Consider the following 21160-nt stretch of genomic DNA (forward strand, 5'->3'; position numbering starts at 1 on the left):
CTACAAACTAAAACACCATGAAAGAATTATTTGAACAATTATATTTTAGCGCTACAGAACAAGATGTTGAAAAAACAATACAACAATTTAAAGATATTTTTAAAAATGAAAATTGGGTACCAATCGGTGGAAATGAATCTAATTTTAGTATCATTGAAAACCAACAATCTAATCCTATCGCTGCATTAGTTGAAAAGGTAACAAATTCAATTGATGCCACTCTAATGAAAAGGTGTCTTGAATTAGGAATTGATCCCAAAAGTAAAAATGCTCCTAAGTCAATGGATGAAGCAGTGGAGAAATTTTTTCCAAATAATAAAAATTGGGATCTCAATAAATTTAGAAGAACACAAGCTGAAGACATTCAAATAATCGCCGATGGACCGACGAGACAAAGCTCAGTCATTATATACGATAATGGTGAAGGACAACATCCAGAAGATTTTGAAAATACTTTTTTGTCATTGATGAGAGGGAATAAAAATGAAATTCATTTTGTCCAGGGTAAATACAACATGGGAGGTAGCGGTGCTATTGTATTTTGTGGAACAAAAGGATATCAATTGATTGGATCTAAAAAATTTGATAGGACAGGCAAGTTTGGATTTACTTTAGTTAGAGAACATCCTCTTTCAGAAGCAGAATTAACCACTAAAAAAAACACTTGGTACGAATATCTAAAAATTGATGGAAAAATCCCCCAATTCGATATTAGCGATATTGATTTAAATCTTCTCAATCGAAACTTTACCACAGGTTCAATCATCAAGATGTATTCTTATCAAATGAAAGGGATTTCAGGCTTTGCGCAAGATTTGAATCAAAACCTTAATGAATTTTTGTTTAAACCTGTTCTGCCTATATTTACAATCGACACAAAAGAGCGTTATCCTAATAATAAAGTTTTGCAAACTACCGTATATGGACTTCAAAGACGTTTGGAAGATGAAAAAGATTATGTGGAAGATTGGTTTTCAGAGGAGTATGATGATGCGCTTTTTGGAAAAATGAAAGTTACGTGCTATGTTTTTAAACCAAAACAAGAAGGAAAAACAGTAAAAGAAACCAAAGCAGATATTCAAAGGCGCTATTTTAAAAATAATATGTCTGTTTTATTTTCAATGAATGGTCAAGTACATGGTCATTATACATCTGAGTTTATCACTAGAAGTTTAAAATACAATTTACTTAAAGATTATTTGTTGATTAATGTAGATTGTTCAAAAATGAAGTATGAGTTTAGAAAAGATCTTTTTATGGCTTCCCGTGATCGTCTAAAGAATGGAGCAAAAGCTGAAGAATTAAGAGATTACCTAAAAATAAAACTGACAAAATCGAAACTTGATGAAATAAATAAGCGCCGAAAGGATTCTATTGGACTAGAAAGTGAAGATACATCAGAGTTGATAAAGAATTTTGCTAAAAATTTATCCAAAGATAGCGATTTGTTCAAGTTGATACAGAATACACTTAAACTCGAAGAGAAAACAAAAGACAAACCAGAAAAAAAAGAATCAAGAGGTAGTAAACTACAAGAAAGACAAGAAAAGCCATTTAAACCTGAGCGCTTTCCAAGTTTTTTTAAACTACAAAATAAAGCTAGTAATCCTATTTCTGTACCTATTGGTGGCGAAAAAACATTAAAATTTGAAACCGACGCTGAAGATCACTACTTTGACCGAACAGATGAGCCGGGCGATTTACAAGTAAGTATTTTAAAAATTAGAAGAACAGAAAAAGAATCTGACAACCAACAAGGAAATAATAAAGAGCCTGGAGAACTTTTAAACATTATAAAATCAAGTCCTGATAAAGGTACAATTAAGATAACATTTAATCCTGATGTTGAACTCAGACAAGGTGATGAAATCGAAATTGAAGCCTCTTTAAAAGGTGCAGGTTCAGAATCTTTTCAAGAGATTGTTTTTCTTAAAATTGTTGATCAACAACAAAAAAAAGAAACAGCTCCAAAGGAGGAAGAAGATTTTAGTAATATGGGATTGCCTGAATTAGTAAGAATTACAAGAGATCAGTGGGAAGGTTTAGAGAGCCACGGCATATCTATGAATTACGACACTGTAATGAATCCTGTAGCTTCAGGAGATATTTTAGAAAAAATTTACGTTAATTTAGACAGTAATGTGTTTTTAAACTATCGTAAAAAATTAAAGAACGAGGAGCAGATCATAGTTGCCCAGAAAAGATATATTGCATCTGTATACTTTCACTCATTATTTTTGTATATGATCACTAAAAAGAAGAATTACAAACTCTATTTAATGACAGAAAATAATGACGGAGAAATAACTATCGATGAATATATACGTGATGTATTTGATAGTTATTACTCCGACTTTCTTTTAAATTTTGGTATGGAGCAATTGATGGGTAGCTTGGATGATTAGCGTTTATGACTTGATTAAAAAAAATATCTAATTAGTTAAAAGTAGACATCTTTATCAAATTAGATATTTTTTTAAATATTAGTTATATTCCCAAATTTTTTCGATCAGAATAATCCTTTCATTTATGTAAGGTATTTTTTCTCGAAAATTACTTTTCTGAACGCTAGAAATCAAATTGTCCCAGTCCTTGTTATTTTTTAATATTTGTTTAAATTCGTCTTTAGATAATATCTCGGTTATTTTAGCATTGACATCTCCACTTAAATCATTTAAAATCTCAATGAAATTTGTCAAAATGATTTTTTGCTTTGTTTTTAGTTCATCAATAAATTTTGAACTGTAATCTTTAAGCTTAATTATCAATAGTCCTACATCCTTGTTATAAAGTAATTTTAAGGAATGGCAATAGGTAATTAATTGATTTTTCGAAATATATTTTTTCAGCCAGAAGATTGTCATCAAATCAATAGAATTGAGAATTCTACCCATCAAATTAATATTATAAAAATGATCAAAATCTGTTTTAGCAGGCTCATCATCAGTAATGAAATGTGTTTTAAGTAAATTTTCACCGAAATCATTTCCAAATCGACTTTCTTGCACTGAATAACTTACAGAATGCGATTCTCCGTTGTCTTTAAAACAATTAGAATTGTGTGTACGTGTGAACTCTAAGACGTCAGAGCAGTCAGAATTATCTATAAAATTTGCTAATTGTCCAAAAATTATATTATCTAAATCTACTTTATTCAAATCATCAACAACGTTAATAAATTTATTTTTTCGTAACTCATCAAAAACTTTTGGTGTTAATTTGATGTGATCAAATGTTTTTTGCAAAAATTTAATATATTCATCATCATAATTAATCTGCAATAGATTTAGAATAGTACAAGTATCTAAGTAGGCAATCATAAATTAATTTTCAAATGAGGGAATTTCATCTTTAAAAAGTTTGACAAATTCTATATCTATCAAATCTTTTTCCTCTATTAATGCTAATTCTAATAACAATGAGAAAACTTCATTTATCTTCCTTATAGACAAATTTCCAATATTTTCTAACACATAAATTAGTGTAGCTTCACTATCAAAAGGTCCAAATTCATTGTTCTGACCAATTGCCTGATGTAAAATCAATTCTTTAATATATGTAATGGCTTCACTAATAGTAGGTGCTTCAAATGATATATGAATTCTTGCTCTTGTTGATAATGATTCTCCTAAAACAATAGATAGATCTTCAACATTAAAAAAGGTTTTTGGTGTAAAATTTAAAAAAAGTAAAAAATGACTGTGTGCTTTATCAAACAATTGCCTTAAAAATGTAGTCATGCGATCCTGACTCTGTTTGTTCAAAGTATCAATATCTTCAAACTCGTCTAGCCAAACTATAAATGAAGAGTATGTCCTTTTTTCGTAGGTGATACAATTAATGTAGGTACTCAGAAAATTAACTATTTGTTCATCATCCTTCAATCCAAAAGGAAGTCCTAGTTTAGAAAGAGTTCCCTTTGTGGCATCACCAAATAAATAAGCTTCGATCGCCGTCAATTGCTCCTGACTGTCATCGGATGCTATTAACTTAAATAAATCAGATATGATACTATCATTTGAGTTTAAATCAATTAAAGCATCTATAGTTTCCTCAGTGTTAAGCTTTGCCTTCAATTTGTTGAAATCAGATTTAATAACTGATAAACTGATTTGTCCCAAAAAACTACGAAAAAATGATTGCACAGGATCTTTGGAGGTTCTAGGTAAGTTGATTTTAATACCTTTTGCCGGTGTGGTTGAAGATTCTACACAAATATCAGCAAGTCTCTGAGTTTTTGTATAATAATTAGCAGCATGAGTTTTGCCACTTCCATATCTTCCCCAATTCAAAACAATCCTTGATGGTGAAGTTTTCATTGAAAATTTCAATCTTTGCTCTATTTTTACTTTAAGCTCAGGAAAACCAGCCCAGATAAGATCGTGAGGATTTATAGATGGGCCAATTCTAAAAGGATTTTCCTTTAATTTTAATTCTGATAATTCCATAATTAGTTTAGTTTTTTAATATATATAGTTCCATCATTTTCCGTTTTAAACCAATCTAAAATGAATCTAGGATGGTTATTTTGTAAATATCTCCTTAAATCGTCAAACTCTATAATAACACCATCCTTTAAAAATGACTGGAAGCAAACATAATCAATTCCTTGTGATGCAGCAATCCTATTTGGTGCATTTGTTTTAAAGAGTTTAAAAGCTTCTAAAATATAGCTTTCAATTTTATCAAAGTCCCAATCCTTTCTTGAGAATTCAATCTCATAGATATAAGCAAATGTTCCCATATAATTCTTGCTTATAAAAGATTGCAACACAAGTTGTTTATTAAAATTAGAACTGTAAATCTGCGAAAGAATAGCAAATAAATTACGTCCAACTTTCGTTAAACTGTATTTCTTTTCTTTTGAATTGGATTTTAATTCTAAAATTCTTAAATCGACAAGCCAATTTACTCTAGGTTCTATTATATGCTCTAAATATACTATAGGACTTTTCCAAGCTTCAATTCTAGAAATTATTTCCATTATTTTTCTCTTATTTGTATTATTTTCAGAGAATTGTTGATTCCTTTCTAATTCTGCTATAACGTAATTAACAAAAACCTCCTTTATCTTCAATGTACTAATGGGTTTTTGTGCAATAAAAATAATATCAATAATAGACCAGATATAAAGGGAGTCCGTAATCAATATTTGTCTCAAAAAAAACATTTTATCAAGTAAACCAAACTCAAAAACATTTGTTGATATCTCGTCTTGATTTTCAGTAGAAACATTATTAAGATGAAAATAAATCTTACTCTGTTTACTCAATATATACGAATTATTTGTTCGGACAGTAATATCCATCTCTTCCAAAAGATCTACATAAGGTTTGGCAGAAGCGCCAGTGCTAGTTTTTTTTATAAGTCCTTTGTTATCACCTTTATTATCTGTTCCATATTCTAGCAAATCATTTACATACAATAAACTGTTATCTTCCACTTTTTTATTAAGGTATGTCGTTGGATAATAACTAGACTTATTAAACATCTCAATGATTAGTTTTAGGTATCCTAAACGTCGAGCTTTCGTGTTAGTAAGTAAAATATTAATCGTTCCACTTTCCTCTACACTACTATTAATAAAATAATTCTCATTATGAAACCACTGCGCAGGGTGTTTATTAGATAGATAAGCAAAAAAATCAAATGATAAATACTGCGGATATAAGATAATTTCAAAAAAACTAAGCGTTTTATTCTTATCAACTTTAGTAAAATATTTTGGTATTATATTTAAGTAGCTGTAAATAAAATTTAAAGTACTATATAATTTCCAAATTACTTTTTTTTTATCTTCATTATAATTTTTAATTACAATAAAGATAATATGTTTAGTATCAGGAAAATTATCTTCTAATGTTATAAATTTATCAAAGAGTATCTCAATAATAAATTCTCCATCTATTATTTCAATTGTATCCTCTTTAGTTTTTTTATAATCTAAATTTGCGATTATGTCTGATAATTTTGTCATTATATAAAGCAACTAGCGCAACCTTCCCCCTCAGCATCATCTAAAATATCTAAAAGATAAGGTGATTGTACCTTCGATTTTTTTCTTTCTTTACGTTTAATATATTCTTCTTTTATTCTCTCTATACGATCAGGTTGAATAATTTCAACTAAAGTTTCATCTTGTATCCAACTATAACCGTCCTTCTCATATTCCATTGCTTTTAAGAATAGATCCGGATGTTGTTCATACAACCAAATCCACTCTATCTTCTGTTGGTAAAAACAAAAGAAGCAACCAGAACGACTTCGGGCATAAGTTGATTTTTTTCCATTTACTTCAAATTCTATAGCCTTATAATATTCTGGAACTCCAACACCGGACTCCTCTAAAATTCTAAAAATATCGTCTCTAACAAGGATATCTTCATTATTGATTAAAGGAAAATCATTTTCTTTTGACAATGGATATTCGGTTGTTTGAAGAAACTGAAAAATTGCTTTATTATACTCCTTTATTCCTAAATCTAAAAGACTGTTCAATTTTTGTGTTTGACTAAAATTTACTGAAGTTTCCTCATTTATCACTTCGAAAATCCTTTCCCTTTTTTCACCTAAATCAATACTCTCGTAATATTTGAGAACATTAAGAATATTACCATTAGAAAGAAATTTTGCAGTGACATCCTCGCTAAAAATATTCTTCCTAAAAGGAAATATCGATTGAATATTAGATTTCTTTGATATGTAACCCTCCCTATCCTCATCACCTCTAATTCCGACATAGGAAATAACTAGATCATTACCCACAAATTTCTCGAAAGGCTCCAATTTTAACTTTTTTGTACACCAACGAGACATATTGCCGGGTAAAAAACCATTATACATTTTGATATAGTGATCGAAAGGATTTAAAGTCTCATCTGAAATAGATGGTAGTTTTATAATTTCTTTTCCAAGAAAATTTTCAAGATTCTCAATTAAATCATAGGTATCCTGAAGCTCTTTTCCTGTATCCGAAGTATAGTATTCAATATCTAGTTCAGGATGATTTTGTTTCATGTATATAGCTAAAGCGGCGCTATCCTTTCCTCCTGATATTCCTAAAACATGTCTAACCTTACCCATTACATTAATTTTTTTAAAACACCTGCTACCGCAGCTAAATCTATACTTTTGTCCTTAGAAAGTAATACTTTTATTTTATCTTGCAGTTCCTCAACATCATGACTTTTGCTCTTAGGCAAACGGATTACTTTATTTGATCTCTCCTCACCAAACGAATTAATCTGAATATCAATTGCAATTTCTTTTTCTTCATCAAATTTACTTTTTGAGATTCTATTTAAACTGTCCAAACTTAAAATCATATCTGAAAACTTGTCATAAAGCAAGAGTTCATCCTCATCAGTGAACTTTTCCAATGATTTGCCAGTTAAAGATTGTGCAAGAGAGCTCAACCAAGCCTTTTTCTCTTCTATTTGAGAATCTAATCGGAGTATAAATGATTTTTGAGAATTAAGCAATAAATGTCTGTGAATATTTTTATACCTATTTTGAAATATACTCTTGTATTTTTCAAAGATCTCAGGCGAACCTATAAATTTATCCTGTAAAAAAGATTCAAATCTATTGACAAGTTCATCAAAACTATTTCTAACCTCCTTTATCGAATCCTGTAAGTGAGTAATGAAATATTGTAACTCCGCTCTGTCTTTTTGTATTTTCGAAACTGAGCAACCTAATGCAGCAGGAAAATCCTCAAAAAAAGATTGTTCAGGATCCTTTGAATTAGCTATAGCTTCCCGAACTGCAATACTCTCCTTAGACAAACGCTTTGTTTGTTTTGAATATTCAGGTAACCCTCTGTAAAAAACCAAAAATGGTTTTATAGTTTCAATAAAGGTTTGAGCATTACTCTTATTATTTAAATCAATATTCAAAAACTTACGATAACTGTTGAAAATATCTAATTTAACACCGTCCAAAGCAAACGATTTAACTTCAAAATCTTCAGGTATTTTGGCTAATCTTTCCAAAATATCCTCATTAATTACTGGTGTATAAATACCCTCATTAAACAACGCATATTCATCCCTCTTTATGAATAAGAAAGTTGGAATCCAGAAATCAATAAAACCTTGTTTTAGTTTAAAAGGTTTTTTGCTAAGTACATCAACAAATTCAGAAACATTTCTTTTTGAAACTTTAGCGTTACTTAAGAATTCAATTGAAATTTCCCATAAATTATAAAACTCATTTTCATTATGTGGTTCAATAATATTTAATGAGCTATCATCATACAATTTAATTCCGTTATTTTCTAAAAGTGATAGATAAATCGTTTTTTCAGGTGGAAATTTATCCTCAGAAAAACCTAAATGTGGAACATCCCACTCATTTGACAAAGCCTTAAAATAATTCCTTTTGGCTGTATGAATAGAAGCAGATATTTTATGTTTATTTACTAACTCATTATTAAAATAAGGTGTTTTATGATAAACTGTTTCACAAATATAAGAAAGGAAAGAGTTGAATTCTTTTTGTGACTTTAATTTGATTTTCTCACCATTAAAAATCCATACAACGGATGCTTTTTCCCCGAAAAAACTATTCAGAATCTTATGATTTAATAAATTTCTCTGATGTAAAACAATATTCTTAAGCTCTGTAACGGCTACTCTATCATCAAGGTTTTCTTGAATAACTCTTCTAGTTTTTTCTATTTCGAAAAGTAAGTCTTTTATTTCCCTTGAATTCAAATAATAGCAATATAGTATTGCTTCTCCGTTTTCTTCTGATATTTTTTGAATATCAGAAAAAATATTTTTCTCATTAAACACCAAATTTATATAGCCATCAACATCGCCTAATGGTTTTGTGTCAATTGGCTGTGAGGATATTTTATATTCAAAGAGACGTGGAGTTCCAGTTTGAAACATTGCTTTCTTCGCAAGTACGGACGGAAGAGAGTAATTTTTATTAAGTAACGTTACAACGTCAGTAATATCGTCAATTTTATTTCCTGCTTCGTATAAAGCTGTCGGTATATCAAGATCTGTTCCTTCAAAGAGTATATATCTGTTGTTATAATTTCTGTAAAAAATTATTTTTTTATTCTCTAGATTCTCAATCAACATTCTTGCATTTGCGATACCAAGGCTCTTTTCAGCATAACAAACTAAAAAATCATGATTAATCACTGAACCGGATTGAGAATATATAGATAATAATCCGATGGTCTTAATTATCTTTTCATAATCGGATTGATATTCGCCAAATAATGTTTCAACTTTTTCCAAAGAAGACTTTATAGACTTCCATGCACTAAAATCCGGATTATATCTTGAGTTAAGGAAAGAATAATAATTATAAATTAAGTAATCATACACTTCAGAAATTGAATAAAAAGTATCATTCAATATTCCATGCTGATATAATCCTGTATGATCTGTTGATTCTAAAAATGAGAATAGTGATCGTTCATTTTGTCCATATTTTTGTAAGGATAAAGTCAGGACGTAGGACGAAATTACATCTAATGGATAAAGTTTCTTAGCTATACTATTTATATAATCTTCATTCGTATTAAAAGCTTTTGATATAGTTAATAACTCTACTATCTCATTAATAAATTTTTCTTTTTTAGTAGTCGAATTTTTTTCTTCAATATATTCAGATGCTAATAATAACAATTGTTCTACTGGTTCATTGAAAGTAATTTCTTTAAACCTCCCTTTAACCTTTGTCCACTCTTGTCTCTGTGAAGGCTCTAAATGAATTGCGTAAGCATCAAAATTTTGATGTACAGTTGTAAGTAATACAATATTATGGTCTGCATTATTTATAAATTCTGTAAACTGCTGTATAAAATATAGTTCTTTTTCTGGTTCATTATTAGAAGCATATTCCAAGAACTTCCCAAATTCATCAATCATAATGAATAACAGAGGGTTTTTAGAACCCAAATCGTAATAACGATTGTATATCTCTGAAAATATATTTTTGGAGAAGTTTTTATCGCTCTCAATTCCAAAACTATCAACTAATGCTTCTTTCAAAGAATGGTATTCTCCTACAATTTTTACAAACCCAACCTTCGGATTCGGTAGTATGTTCAATCCAAAATAAGCCTTATTTGATTTTAGTGTTTGTTCAATAGCCCATAAAAAGGAACTTTTACCTGTTCCATATGAACCTATAATATTAAATGACCTCAAACCTTGTTTAAAATCATTACTTATCTGATTACTGATACGAATAGCATTGGGTGTTGGAATATATTTTAACTCTCTATCAGTATCACGAATAATGTTTATAGAGGTATTAAACTTATTTGCCATAGTACTCATTTAAAATATCAAACTTATTAGGTTTTAAAGTAAACTGTAGCTCTTTAATTCCGGCATTATCACTAAATGTAATACCATATTCTTTATATTTAGAATTTTTTGCTATTGATTCTAACATTTCCATAAGAGAATTTTTTTTGATGGCAAATACAGATCCAGCATGATTTCGCTCTTGAAAGATAGTATTCAAACTAATGGAATTTTGGAAATCGTCTCGGTCTAGGATAGTATATAAAATTATTTGCTCCGGTATATTGATTCTTTGCTCATTTGGAATAGAATATAGCGAAGTTGATTTTTTTTCTTCCTGGATTAAATTAAGATCTGTAAGCAATCCCGAAAAAGTATCTTCTTTATCTTTTACTTGTTCAGTTGTTCTAGTATACATTTTAGTTAATACATCGAAATCTGTACTAACAGTTTTTTTGTTAAAGGTTAGACCGCCAAACTCATTTAACTTTCTTTCGGCAAAAGACAAAAAATTATCTTTAGTAAACTCTATTTTTTCTTTTCTTAAATCGTTAAATATTAAATCATATATGGACGCAAGTCCCTGACTAACTAGATGATAATGAAGCAACCATAGTGAGGTTTCATCTTCTAAGTATGGATCTTTACCATCAATAGAAAATAAATAGTCCGCTATCTCTGTAATATTTCCGTCTTTGTCTATCAAACCAAAGGCTTTCATCCAAAAGTTGATCGCAGAAACCATATTTTTACCTACCCCTAATATAACTACTGAATCATTATCAGTAAATCTACATCCCTTTTTTACAAAATCATATCCTTTTTTAAGCCATAATTGTCGACAATGAAATGTTTCATGACCTGAAAATGTAAGCTTTTTTGTAGATTTTGTCAATATTTCTGACATTTTTAAATTTAGTTTTTCAGATACAAAGTAACAAAAAAAAAGCAATCTTCAAAATTGTTTTTTAGTAATATCTTTAAATCATATAAAGTTAATTTATCAAAATATTTTATTAGACGAAAAATCTCACAAAACATCTTGATATTAGACTAACAAAACTTTATTTATCTATGAAAGGTTATGCAAAAACTAATACTATTTATGACTAAAACCAAAACGTTTCCTATGATGGAATAAATTTTCGGGATCTGGATAATATTTATCATTTACTGGAAGCACTATTTGCTTGTTAGAAAATGTAGATAATTTATACGGAGAATCAGATTCAATAAAATGATTGCTTATCAAGATTTTGTAATTATCAGAGATAGAAATCAGTCCTCTGTCAAAGGCTCGGTGTAAATTTGGGCACAAAGCAATTCCGTTAGTCAATGAATCATTATATTCTTCAGCAAATGGAATAATGTGACATGCGTCTATCATAGAATTGTCATTTTCAGTAATAATTCTCATACCTGAAATTGCACACATATTGTTATATAATTTCGGGATCTCCCTTTTAAAAATTGAACATCTAATAAAAACTTCTTCTTGAAATTCATCCTCTCTAAGCTTTTTTTTCAATAATTTAATTGTCTCTCGATATTCTTTACTACTGTGGCTTAAAATAGATAAATTAGGAAGATTTTCTTTGTGTAGGAGTTCGTAATTAGCTTTCGTTTCTGAAAAATAATATTCCAAAATAGTAGACTTTAGTATTTCACGCTCAGTATGATTTTTCAATAAGTGCACTAATTCAGAGTCAATTGTTGCAAATTTAACTGCAATTAAAAGATTGTTAAGATTACGCATAAGGCTTTTTGACTCCACCAATTGTTTGCAGCCTACATTAGCAAAAAGGTTCCAAAACGGTTCTGATTTCATATGATAAAAAGGCATGGCAAAAACAGCATGATGATTGGAAACTACTAATTTTGACCATATCATTTTAAATACTGACACAAAATTTGGTGTAATGTAAATATGCTCATTTTTGAAATACTGCTCTTCAAAAAGTTTTATAATACTTAATAGAAGAATTGGCTTGTGAGGCGCCCCTCCATTTTTATAATCTCTTCGCAATGAGATAAAACAATTTATATAATAGTCCAATTTAGAATTCATGTTATCAATAAAATTTTAGAATAGTAAATATTAATCCACTTCAAAAGAGCTTAAACATAACTTATCCCAATTTGAAAGAAATTGAGAACTATTTAGTGATGAAAGATCAACAATTCCTCGAGTTGAATACTGTTTACATTTATCAAAAGCTTCTTTACCTGTGGCAATATAAAAATCAGGAGATGACATGATATCTGCATTGAGATTTACAAAAATGTAATAATGGTTTATATTAATCTTATCTTTCATAAGTGGCCATCCAATATTTTTTCTTTTATAAATTGCTTTAACTTGAATAATAAATTGTTTATTATCTTTTTCAGCAAGAATATCTATTGCTTTTGCATTTCCCATCGTAATTCCAACACTAAATCCTCTTCTTAAGAGTTCAGCTGCTACAAAATATTCTCCAGAAAGCCCTGTGCTATTTCTTTGTATTTCTGCCATATTTCTTTATTAAAATGAATCTTATATTGCAATATAATAAAGTAAATAAAACATTAGAACAAATAAAAGATAAATAATTCATTGAAATGATTTTACTTTTTAACTATAATACACTGTATAGTAATAAATTCATTAAATTTTGTAACTTTTTTCAAAAAAAATATCCTTCAAAAATCAAGAAATGTTTTAGAAATAGGGGTGCTCAAGACACTGCAAAAATGCGATTCCAACCATAGAGAGGAATTGCATTTTTGCCGCAACATTTTCCAGAAAAAACTGAAAACCTGCGAAGCCTTAATCTTCGCAGGTTTTTAATTTAATATTCTTAATGGTGCACTCAAATATTTCTATAAAGACTATTAAAAATTTACAAAAGAAATATTATTCACTCACTTTTTTAAAAGAAAACACAATCCTCCCAACCTCCTTATCAAACCAAATATAACCCTGATACTCCCTCCCTTTTTCACTCACCAACCCACTGATATAAGCCATCTCCCCTGCCCTTAATTTATCAATCTGCCATCTACGAAGAGCTTTACCTCTAAAAATCGTAGGAACTACAAACTCAAAGCTATGTTCATTATTTCCTCTCAATTTCTTATTAAAGAAAAACTCCAACCACTGCTTTTCCGCATTAAACTGCAAAGTTGCATTGAAAAGCCTTTTACTCTTGGATAACATATTTTCAACAAACAAAGGTTTTCCCGAACGAAGAATTTCCTGCTGTTCTAAACTCAAAACCACATCACAGACCACCGTAGGAATTCTGATAAAATCTATTGGCAAAGAAAACAATTCATTAGTCAGCTTATCTCTGCTAATCAGTGACGGAATCACTTCTCCTGTGACAGGATTTACAAGCTCTACCACCCTGCCCATATTTCCGATATTTAAAAGATTTAGTCGGTCTTCCTTTGAAAACTTATGACCTAAAAACTTCTTCCTGAAATCAGGCATTTTTTGTGATCTGTAAACTTGAAGCACCACTTCCCCATTGTCATTTAATTTTAATTGTAGTCTAGCATTAACAGTACCTCCCTCTTCCCCATCATCACATCGTACAGGAAGCAACACTGAAGTTTTAAATCCCTTTAATAATTCATCCAAAACATTAAACTTTTCCAACATCTCGCGATCAAGCCCAATCCCAGCTACCGCATTCCAATCCACATCATTAATCTGATAACGGTATCTTGGATTAATGACTTCAGCAGATAGTCTCTTAGAATAAAAACTGATCCCATTCGAGCTATCGGTCTTCAAATTCTTTTTATTTCTCAAAACATCCACTGCATCAATCGAAACCTCATACTTTTTCAAATCTTCTCTATCAATAGATGATGAACTGTCAATATAATCTTGTAATCCTAGCGCAGTTTCTACCGCTTCAAATTCTGTCACCTTAAAAAATGAATAGTCTTCTGGATTTTTAAGCTGATGATAAAAATCCGCATAGAATTCGGTAAAAGACTCCGCTGAAGAATCGATTCTTATCATCGAATCGACCTTATCAAAACTAGGCTTAACATCGATAAGATGTCCATTTTGACTGACATTCTGAACCATTCCAATGGAATTATTACTGTGGTGAAGTACCAATAAAGTATTGGCTTCTGAGATTCGTGTATTATTGATTGTATTATTCATGACGCTTATTTTATGATTTGTTATTATTGTCTTTAGTCTTTAATTTAAAATTGATGTACAATCTTGTTTGAAATACCTGCAATGGAGTGAAACATCCTGCAACGGATAGATTTGTGTATTTCAACAACATTGTAAGATGAATTTTTAAAAAAGCTGTCTTAAAAGAATTAAGTTTCAATAAACTCCTAACTTTTACAATTCAGGACGTTGTAAAAGCCTGAGAGTTATCTTTTACACTTCAAGACAGCTTTTAAGAATTTATATCATCCCATCATCCGCAAAGGAATAATGAGAATCCGAAGTCAGGATCACATGATCCAGCAAAGTCATATTCATCACCTTAGAAGCTTCTTTAATCTGAGCAGTCATTTTAATGTCACTTGAAGAAGGATTCAAATTTCCCGAGGGATGATTATGGGCAACAATAATCCCCGAGGCATTACAAAGAAGAGCCGCCTGTAACACAATTCGGACATCGACCAATGTTGAAGAAATTCCGGATTCAGATATTTTCTTAATTCCCAATACCTTGTTTGCCTGATTCAGATACAATGCAAAGAAAGATTCCCGATAGTCCAGCTCATCCGCATCGAAATGCTCTCTGAAAATCTCCATTGCATCCCTCGACGATGCTATAGACCTTTCACAATTTCCTTTTCTTGAATAGCTTAATTTGATTTCATTAACAATATTGAATTTCATGTAATCTGCTCCGAGTGCGGCGGAGACCTGTTTTTCCCGCACCTACCATTAAAAACCTTATCGATTCTGAAATTGCAGCTTGAAGGAAACTTTGACTTTTTCTATTCTATTTAATCGTATGATGTAATGAATTGATTCAAAATATCTGATAAAGCGTTGACGCTTTATTCTGATAATTCGGTTAACAATTTTATCAGTTATACTTATTGATATCAAAAGAATAATAAGGATCAAAATTTCAATGAACTGCATTTGCATCTTGTGAGGTTTCTGACTTTTCTATGCGGATTACTATTCAGGCAGTCACAATGAAAACTGCAATCAATTCCTTGAAAACAATAAAAAAGTAGATTGATGAAAGCTTGAAATCTATTTGTGGAGGGTTTGGAATCTCTGATTCCGGATACCCAAAAAGATTTTTTTCAGTAGTGACGACGGAATATATTTGCTATAGAAAATCGGACAGCCTCATAGGGAACATTTTAGTTGAAAAATGATTTTTAGATAATTGATTCAATACTTAAAAAGAATATGAAGATAGTACTGAATGTTCAATAGCTTTAATCATTTAAAATAGTGAATGTTGAAAATATACAATTCGGCTTCAACTAGTCCTGATTGGGATACATTATTTGTTCTTTCAATGCGGAACTTTGCTTCATCAATTTTAAAACATAAAAATTATGCAGAACAATGAAAATAAAGTAGCATTGGTATCGGGTGCGAATACCGGTGTAGGATTCCAAATTGCTAAAGCCCTTGTAGATAAAGGGTATATTGTATATGTTGGCTCTCGTGACCTTCGAAAAGGTGAAATGGCTGTTGAAGAACTGGGTGAATCAGCAAAAGCGATTCAGCTGGATATTACAGATTCAGATTCTATCAGTGCAGCAGTCAAGGTTGTAGAAAAAGAGCATGGATACCTTAGCTTATTGGTCAATAATGCAGCAGTCTCTCATGCAGGCGCATCAGGACGTACGATGGAGGAAGTTTTGGGTGCTCAGCGTGCGAGTATTGCACCAATCAATGAGCTTAAAACGGTTTGGGATACGAATGTATTCGGAACATTAGCATTGACACAAGCATTTTTGCCTCTGTTGCATCAAGCAGACAGCGCAAGGATTGTGACCGTTTCCAGTGCTTTGGGATCTCTTGGTATAAATGCCAATCCTCAAAACCCATACCGTTCCAATTTTGATGCAGTCTATGGCGCTTCCAAAACAGCCCTTAATGGAATTTTTCTTTCATTGGCGATAGAATTGGAAGACACTAATATCAAAGTTCATTTGGTAAGCCCTGGATTTACGGCGACAGCGCTCAATAATTTTCAGGGAACGGATTCTGTAGAGGAAGGTTCAAAAGAACCGATCAGAGTTGCTTTAGCTGAAGATCTTCCGACAGGAAGCTTCACAGGTCCTGCCGATTTTAGCGGGGAAGACAATGTTCTTCCTTGGTAGTTTTAACACAAAACCTATGATCTATGGTCGTAGGTTTTTTTATACATTTATAGTATGAAACCCAAAGAAGATAAACTGGTACGATTCATTTCAATATCGGAAAGTCATCAGGCTTTCGGACTACCTGCACCGCAGCATCCGCTGATCAGCCTTGTCCATTTTAACAAGGATAATCCTTTTAATACAGCTATGGCACCGATCTATGATATCCTTAGCTTTTATAAGATCACCTTTATCACCAGAAATAAAGGAAGATTAAAGTATGGCAGGAATTACTATGACTATGATGAAGGCAGTATGTTGTTCCTGGCACCTGACCAGCTAGTAGGAAGCACCGATTATAACAGTGAGACCTATTGCTATATTTTACTGATCCATCCTGATTTTCTGCTGGGTCATCCCATCGCACGAAAAATAAAACAATACAGCTACTTTTCTTATGCCTCCAACGAGGCGCTTCATCTTTCGGACAGTGAAAAAGAAATCATTCTGTCGGTTTATCAAATCATGGAGCAGGAACTGAACAGCCGTGTAGATGAGTTCAGTCAGGAAGTTGTAATTGCTCAGTTGGAGTTGTTGCTAAGCTACGTCAACAGGTTTTATAAAAGGCAGTTTATCACCAGAAAAGGGGCTAATAATGATATACTTCAAAAAACTGAAAGTATTATTGAGGATTATCTCAACAATCAGCTATCATTGAAGCAAGGTCTTCCGACTGTGCAGTATGTTGCGGATCAGCTTAAAATCTCATCCGGATATCTGAGCGATCTCCTGCGCTCACTAATTGGACAGAATGCCCAGCAGTATATCCGAAGCAAAGTCATCGAAAAAGCAAAGGAGCGACTGACCAATACCAATCTAACAGTAGCTGAAATCGCTTATGAATTGGGATTTGAGCATCCACAGTCTTTCAGCAAGATGTTTAGGGTAAGGACGGGTCTCTCGCCTTTGGAATTTCGTAACTCATTTAACTGATAGCGGTTTTAAATCTGCTATTTGGTAGTATATATAAGATTTATTCTAATCTCTTATATTCTAAATTTATCAATTGGCGGCTTTAAATACCTGAAGCCTTAACTATTAGTATCAAAGCACTGATTTAACCGTATTGTCAAATCAATGCTTTGATAGATTAAATTATACAGATTGTATTTTATCTCTAATATTTATAACAATTAAACTGTTGGTGACGCCCCGCCATCGACAGAAATATTAGCACCTGTTATATACAATCCTTCTGAAGAAGCCAAGAAAGCCACTGTATTGGCAATCTCTTCAGGCTCAGCCATTCTTCCAATTGGCACACCAACAGCATCAATCACATTTTGGAAAGATTCTTCAAAACTAGTTCCTGACTGCTGAGCAATATTTTCAATAAAATCATTCATTAGCGGAGTTCTTACAACACCCGGGGATACACTATTTACTCTTATTCCTTTAGACCCTACTTCATTTGCCAATGCTTTACTATAAGCATTTAATGCGGCTTTCGCTGATGAATATGACATGGTCATTTCCCAGATGGGCTGTTTGGCTGCTCCTGTCGAAATATTGATGATGACACCCTCCTTCTGTTTAAGCATTGTAGGCAATAAGGCTTTATTCATACGAACAACTGACATGAAATTAAGTTCCCAGTCTTTTAACCAGTGCTCATCTTCCAATGTATTAAAACCTCCACCGGGGCTTAAATTGGCTCCGGCATTGTTAACGATAATATCTATTTTACCGTATTTTTCCAGGATCTCCTTTGCAATTTTTTCTGCGCTGTCTGCCTGAGTAAGATCAGCAGCAATAAAATGATGGTTGCTAGAGTTATCGTTTGCTTCTGTACGGGCAGTTGTTACAACAATTGCTCCGCTAGCATTAAGTTTATCCGCAATTGCCTTACCTATCCCTTTTGTTCCCCCTGTTACCAGAGCTATTTTTCCTTTTAAAGAATCATACATAATTGATTGTATTTTTAAAATTAAGTTGCAAATCTATTTCCATTACTTTACTTTTGCAAGTAGTCACACGATTGTATATTAGCAACACCAAAGTAACTTTTATTGGTAATCATATAGTTATGGAAAAAGAAATTATTGAAAAAACGGAAAATAAATGTGAGCTCCAGAAAATCCTTGATATTATTGGCGGAAAATGGTCAATGTCCATTATTTATGCGCTGATTCCTGAAAAAAGGCGTTTCAAAGAACTGGAAAGAATGATACCCGGCATAAGTACAAGAATGCTGGTGAAAGAACTAAAGAATATGGAAGAAAACGGCATTGTAACCCGTACAGCTTTTGCCACTGTTCCACCGACCGTTGAATATAATTTAACTGCTAAAGGAAGGAAACTGGAGCCTATCATTAATGATCTTTATCAATGGGGATTGGAATATATCAATTAGCATGCTGATTAAAAATGGATTTCCCAATAAATAAATTAGAATATATCTGTATTCAACCTGATGAACCGCTAACAAATATTGTGGAAAGTATCTGGATGGTAAAAAACCATTCTGATGAAGAAAAAGAAGGAATTATAGTTCCCGATGGAAAAATAGATTTATTTCTGTTAGCTGATGAAAATGGAAATTTTGAAATTTTCGTTTCCGGAGTATGTTCTGCTCCCATCACTAAACCTCCATTTCCCAAATCTACAATGTTTGCAATCAGCTTTTATCCCATCGCTGCCGAATATATTTTCAAACAATCTTTTGCGGATTTAAATAACATGAAGAAAACATTTCCGACAGATTACTGGGGATTTTCAAGAGATGATCTGAACGATTTCAACCAATTTTACCATAAAACTTTTAAGATCATTTCTTCGTTATTATCTAAAGAAATAGACGACAGAAAAAAGAAATTATTTAAACTTATTCATGCTTCTAAAGGAGAAATTACTGTAAAAGAACTCGAAGAAAATGTTTTTTGGAGCAGCAGACAAATGAACCGTTATTTCCATAAATGGTTAGGCGTAACGCTTAAAACCTATCTCAACATTATCCGTTTCTCCAACTCATTAAAACAGCTAAAAAATGGGGATTTCTACCCTCAACTCGATTATGCAGACCAATCTCATTTTATCAGGGAAGTGAAAAAGTTTGCAGGAGTAAAACCAATTATCTTAAATAAAAACGAAAACGACCGATTTATCCAATTGAGCCTTATGCCCGAAAAGTAATTTTGCTCTGTAATTAAAACAAGAACAAAATGAATTTAAACCACATCAATATCGTTGTACAAGATGTAAATAAAGCAGTAAATTTATTTACAAAACATTTAGGTTTTAGTTTAATTGTCAATCGAAACAACAAAATGGCAGTTCTGGAAAATGACCATAATTTTGCATTAGTTGTTTGGGGACAGGAATTGAACCACAAGGAAAATATGCCTGAATATCCGGAGAATTTCCACATTGGATTTTATCAGAATGATGAGCAAGCAATTTGGGATATCTATGAAAAGCTAAAAACAGAAACGGACTTACACTTTGAAAGTGAACCTAAGAAAATCAGGAACACGTTCGGTTTCTATTTCCTTTTTGAAAAGTTGATGATAGAAATAAGTGTTAATCCATTTAAGGGTAATATTGCATAACATAGCTAACAGCTGCCAATAGACCACTGAATTCAAGATCACGTAAATAAAATTACTCTCGCTATTTTAGGAAAGATTATAGCTAGGACTAATACAGCCAGACTTCTTATTTGTTTTTAAATTCAGAAGGTCTCATATTGGTCAGTTGATGAAAATTATTGCTAAAAGCAGATATGTTCGAATAACCGATTTCATAGGCAATCTCGGTCATGTTCAGATCTGTATCTTTTATCAATTCCATCGCTCTGATAATACGCAGCATCTTTAAGTATTGAACAAAAGTGATATGTAATTTCGTTTGGAATAATCTGGTCAGACTTCTCACACTCATTCCTGATTGCTGAGCAATATTATCTAAACTTAAATTTTCATTTAATCGATTTCTAAAACTGTCGATTATGGCATTGAGCCTTTGATCGTCCGTTGTGGGAAGTTGAATGGAGAATTTTTTGAGGCTTTCCTTTGATAATACATTTTTAAGCGTGGATAGAAATTCAAATTCCCACGAACCTTTGTAATAATCACCTTGCCATTTCTCGCTGAAAGAAAGCATTTCTGCCAGAAGTTTGCTTACCGGATAAATACCCAGCTCATCATAAAATTCACCATCTTTTTCGTCTGGAAAGTAAATATTGATAATGTACAAATCCTGTGTATTAAACATCAGATTGTGCGGATAATTTTTTGGTATCCATATGTAATGGTTAGATGGAATATAGAAATCTTTTGTGTCTGTTTGTAAATAAGCAATTCCCCCATAAACCAATAATAACTGAGCCTTATCGTGCTGATGAGAGGGCAAGCGCTGCTCCGTCTGTTGTCTCATCACGAGGATTGAATCGGGATTTTGATCCACACTACTTATTAATTGACCAAGTATATCCATGTGGCCAAATATAGCAAATATTAGGCTAATTATATAAAAATGAAACTAAGTGTATTGGATAATTTTGCAGTATTAATAGTACC

The 21160-nt window shown here is 31.6% G+C and carries 18 protein-coding genes; 6 read left to right on the top strand and 12 right to left on the bottom strand.

The features are described 5' to 3' along the window. Window positions 1-17 precede the first annotated feature (17 nt). Window positions 18-2405 carry an ATP-binding protein gene (locus tag M2373_RS20995; RefSeq protein ID WP_259113244.1) on the top strand — a complete coding sequence of 796 codons (2388 nt, stop codon included), beginning with the start codon at window positions 18-20 and terminating at the stop codon, window positions 2403-2405. A 78-nt stretch (window positions 2406-2483) separates the two neighbouring features. On the opposite strand, the gene M2373_RS21000 is transcribed toward M2373_RS20995, so the two are convergent. The 10 genes from M2373_RS21000 to M2373_RS21045 form a co-directional block, all read right to left on the bottom strand. Continuing rightward, window positions 2484-3320 carry a hypothetical protein gene (locus tag M2373_RS21000; protein ID WP_259113246.1) on the bottom strand — a complete coding sequence of 279 codons (837 nt, stop codon included), beginning with the start codon at window positions 3318-3320 and terminating at the stop codon, window positions 2484-2486. Window positions 3321-3323: 3 nt separating this feature from the next. Next, window positions 3324-4448, bottom strand: coding sequence for a hypothetical protein (locus M2373_RS21005; protein ID WP_259113247.1), 1125 nt, complete (start codon window positions 4446-4448; stop codon window positions 3324-3326). Window positions 4449-4450: 2 nt separating this feature from the next. Then, entirely contained in the window at window positions 4451-5977 is a 1527-nt protein-coding gene (locus tag M2373_RS21010) for a hypothetical protein (RefSeq protein WP_259113249.1), read from the bottom strand. Next, window positions 5977-7083: a phosphoadenosine phosphosulfate reductase family protein gene (locus tag M2373_RS21015; RefSeq protein WP_259113250.1), complete on the bottom strand. Its 1107-nt coding sequence runs from the start codon at window positions 7081-7083 to the stop codon at window positions 5977-5979. Before M2373_RS21015 ends, M2373_RS21010 begins: the two co-directional genes overlap by 1 nt. After that, window positions 7083-10298 (bottom strand): hypothetical protein, encoded by a 3216-nt coding sequence (locus M2373_RS21020; protein WP_259113252.1) that lies wholly within the window; start codon window positions 10296-10298, stop codon window positions 7083-7085. The genes M2373_RS21015 and M2373_RS21020 overlap by 1 nt, the downstream gene beginning before the upstream one ends. Continuing rightward, window positions 10288-11184 carry a DUF4007 family protein gene (locus M2373_RS21025; protein WP_259113254.1) on the bottom strand — a complete coding sequence of 299 codons (897 nt, stop codon included), beginning with the start codon at window positions 11182-11184 and terminating at the stop codon, window positions 10288-10290. Before M2373_RS21025 ends, M2373_RS21020 begins: the two co-directional genes overlap by 11 nt. Window positions 11185-11376: 192 nt before the next feature. Further along, on the bottom strand, window positions 11377-12345 hold the full coding sequence (locus M2373_RS21030; RefSeq protein WP_259113256.1) for an HNH endonuclease: 969 nt from the start codon (window positions 12343-12345) through the stop codon (window positions 11377-11379). 30 nt (window positions 12346-12375) lie between these two features. Beyond that, window positions 12376-12792, bottom strand: coding sequence for a hypothetical protein (locus M2373_RS21035; protein ID WP_259113257.1), 417 nt, complete (start codon window positions 12790-12792; stop codon window positions 12376-12378). A gap of 381 nt (window positions 12793-13173) precedes the next feature. Next, entirely contained in the window at window positions 13174-14442 is a 1269-nt protein-coding gene (locus M2373_RS21040) for a DUF3945 domain-containing protein (protein ID WP_259113259.1), read from the bottom strand. A 258-nt stretch (window positions 14443-14700) separates the two neighbouring features. Continuing rightward, a complete protein-coding gene (locus M2373_RS21045) occupies window positions 14701-15144 on the bottom strand; it encodes a JAB domain-containing protein (RefSeq protein ID WP_259113260.1) in 444 nt (147 codons plus the stop codon). A 683-nt stretch (window positions 15145-15827) separates the two neighbouring features. Here M2373_RS21045 and M2373_RS21050 point away from each other — a divergent pair. Both M2373_RS21050 and M2373_RS21055 read left to right on the top strand, forming a co-directional pair. Continuing rightward, window positions 15828-16601, top strand: coding sequence for an SDR family NAD(P)-dependent oxidoreductase (locus M2373_RS21050; protein ID WP_259113261.1), 774 nt, complete (start codon window positions 15828-15830; stop codon window positions 16599-16601). Between the two features lie 54 nt (window positions 16602-16655). Beyond that, window positions 16656-17576, top strand: a complete 921-nt coding sequence (locus tag M2373_RS21055; protein WP_259113262.1) for an AraC family transcriptional regulator — start codon at window positions 16656-16658, stop codon at window positions 17574-17576. 200 nt (window positions 17577-17776) lie between these two features. Here the strand turns inward: M2373_RS21055 and M2373_RS21060 are convergent, their stop codons facing one another. After that, window positions 17777-18550, bottom strand: coding sequence for an SDR family oxidoreductase (locus M2373_RS21060; RefSeq protein WP_259113263.1), 774 nt, complete (start codon window positions 18548-18550; stop codon window positions 17777-17779). Window positions 18551-18669: 119 nt separating this feature from the next. Between M2373_RS21060 and M2373_RS21065 the strand changes: the two genes are divergently transcribed. Genes M2373_RS21065 through M2373_RS21075 form a run of 3 tightly spaced genes read left to right on the top strand, consistent with a single transcriptional unit; the run spans window position 18670 to window position 20191 of the window. Then, complete coding sequence (locus tag M2373_RS21065; protein WP_259113264.1) at window positions 18670-18996, top strand: helix-turn-helix domain-containing protein; 327 nt, start codon at window positions 18670-18672, stop codon at window positions 18994-18996. A gap of 14 nt (window positions 18997-19010) precedes the next feature. Continuing rightward, on the top strand, window positions 19011-19775 hold the full coding sequence (locus M2373_RS21070) for an AraC family transcriptional regulator (protein WP_259113265.1): 765 nt from the start codon (window positions 19011-19013) through the stop codon (window positions 19773-19775). A 29-nt stretch (window positions 19776-19804) separates the two neighbouring features. Next, a complete protein-coding gene (locus tag M2373_RS21075) occupies window positions 19805-20191 on the top strand; it encodes a VOC family protein (RefSeq protein WP_259113266.1) in 387 nt (128 codons plus the stop codon). Window positions 20192-20297: 106 nt separating this feature from the next. On the opposite strand, the gene M2373_RS21080 is transcribed toward M2373_RS21075, so the two are convergent. Continuing rightward, a complete protein-coding gene (locus tag M2373_RS21080; protein WP_259113267.1) occupies window positions 20298-21077 on the bottom strand; it encodes an AraC family transcriptional regulator in 780 nt (259 codons plus the stop codon). Window positions 21078-21160: the final 83 nt, after the last annotated feature.

This window comes from Chryseobacterium sp. JUb7, from assembly GCF_024806495.1.
In the GTDB taxonomy this organism is placed as follows: domain Bacteria; phylum Bacteroidota; class Bacteroidia; order Flavobacteriales; family Weeksellaceae; genus Chryseobacterium.

What these genes read in the sequence shown, in the direction of transcription:
- M2373_RS20995 (WP_259113244.1), top strand. Translation starts at nt 18, where the DNA reads ATGAAAGAATTATTTGAACAATTATATTTTAGCGCTACAGAACAAGAT.
- M2373_RS21000 (WP_259113246.1), bottom strand. Translation starts at nt 3,320, where the DNA reads ATGATTGCCTACTTAGATACTTGTACTATTCTAAATCTATTGCAGATT.
- M2373_RS21005 (WP_259113247.1), bottom strand. Translation starts at nt 4,448, where the DNA reads ATGGAATTATCAGAATTAAAATTAAAGGAAAATCCTTTTAGAATTGGC.
- M2373_RS21010 (WP_259113249.1), bottom strand. Translation starts at nt 5,977, where the DNA reads ATGACAAAATTATCAGACATAATCGCAAATTTAGATTATAAAAAAACT.
- M2373_RS21015 (WP_259113250.1), bottom strand. Translation starts at nt 7,083, where the DNA reads ATGGGTAAGGTTAGACATGTTTTAGGAATATCAGGAGGAAAGGATAGC.
- M2373_RS21020 (WP_259113252.1), bottom strand. Translation starts at nt 10,298, where the DNA reads ATGGCAAATAAGTTTAATACCTCTATAAACATTATTCGTGATACTGAT.
- M2373_RS21025 (WP_259113254.1), bottom strand. Translation starts at nt 11,184, where the DNA reads ATGTCAGAAATATTGACAAAATCTACAAAAAAGCTTACATTTTCAGGT.
- M2373_RS21030 (WP_259113256.1), bottom strand. Translation starts at nt 12,345, where the DNA reads ATGAATTCTAAATTGGACTATTATATAAATTGTTTTATCTCATTGCGA.
- M2373_RS21035 (WP_259113257.1), bottom strand. Translation starts at nt 12,792, where the DNA reads ATGGCAGAAATACAAAGAAATAGCACAGGGCTTTCTGGAGAATATTTT.
- M2373_RS21040 (WP_259113259.1), bottom strand. Translation starts at nt 14,442, where the DNA reads ATGAATAATACAATCAATAATACACGAATCTCAGAAGCCAATACTTTA.
- M2373_RS21045 (WP_259113260.1), bottom strand. Translation starts at nt 15,144, where the DNA reads ATGAAATTCAATATTGTTAATGAAATCAAATTAAGCTATTCAAGAAAA.
- M2373_RS21050 (WP_259113261.1), top strand. Translation starts at nt 15,828, where the DNA reads ATGCAGAACAATGAAAATAAAGTAGCATTGGTATCGGGTGCGAATACC.
- M2373_RS21055 (WP_259113262.1), top strand. Translation starts at nt 16,656, where the DNA reads ATGAAACCCAAAGAAGATAAACTGGTACGATTCATTTCAATATCGGAA.
- M2373_RS21060 (WP_259113263.1), bottom strand. Translation starts at nt 18,550, where the DNA reads ATGTATGATTCTTTAAAAGGAAAAATAGCTCTGGTAACAGGGGGAACA.
- M2373_RS21065 (WP_259113264.1), top strand. Translation starts at nt 18,670, where the DNA reads ATGGAAAAAGAAATTATTGAAAAAACGGAAAATAAATGTGAGCTCCAG.
- M2373_RS21070 (WP_259113265.1), top strand. Translation starts at nt 19,011, where the DNA reads ATGGATTTCCCAATAAATAAATTAGAATATATCTGTATTCAACCTGAT.
- M2373_RS21075 (WP_259113266.1), top strand. Translation starts at nt 19,805, where the DNA reads ATGAATTTAAACCACATCAATATCGTTGTACAAGATGTAAATAAAGCA.
- M2373_RS21080 (WP_259113267.1), bottom strand. Translation starts at nt 21,077, where the DNA reads ATGGATATACTTGGTCAATTAATAAGTAGTGTGGATCAAAATCCCGAT.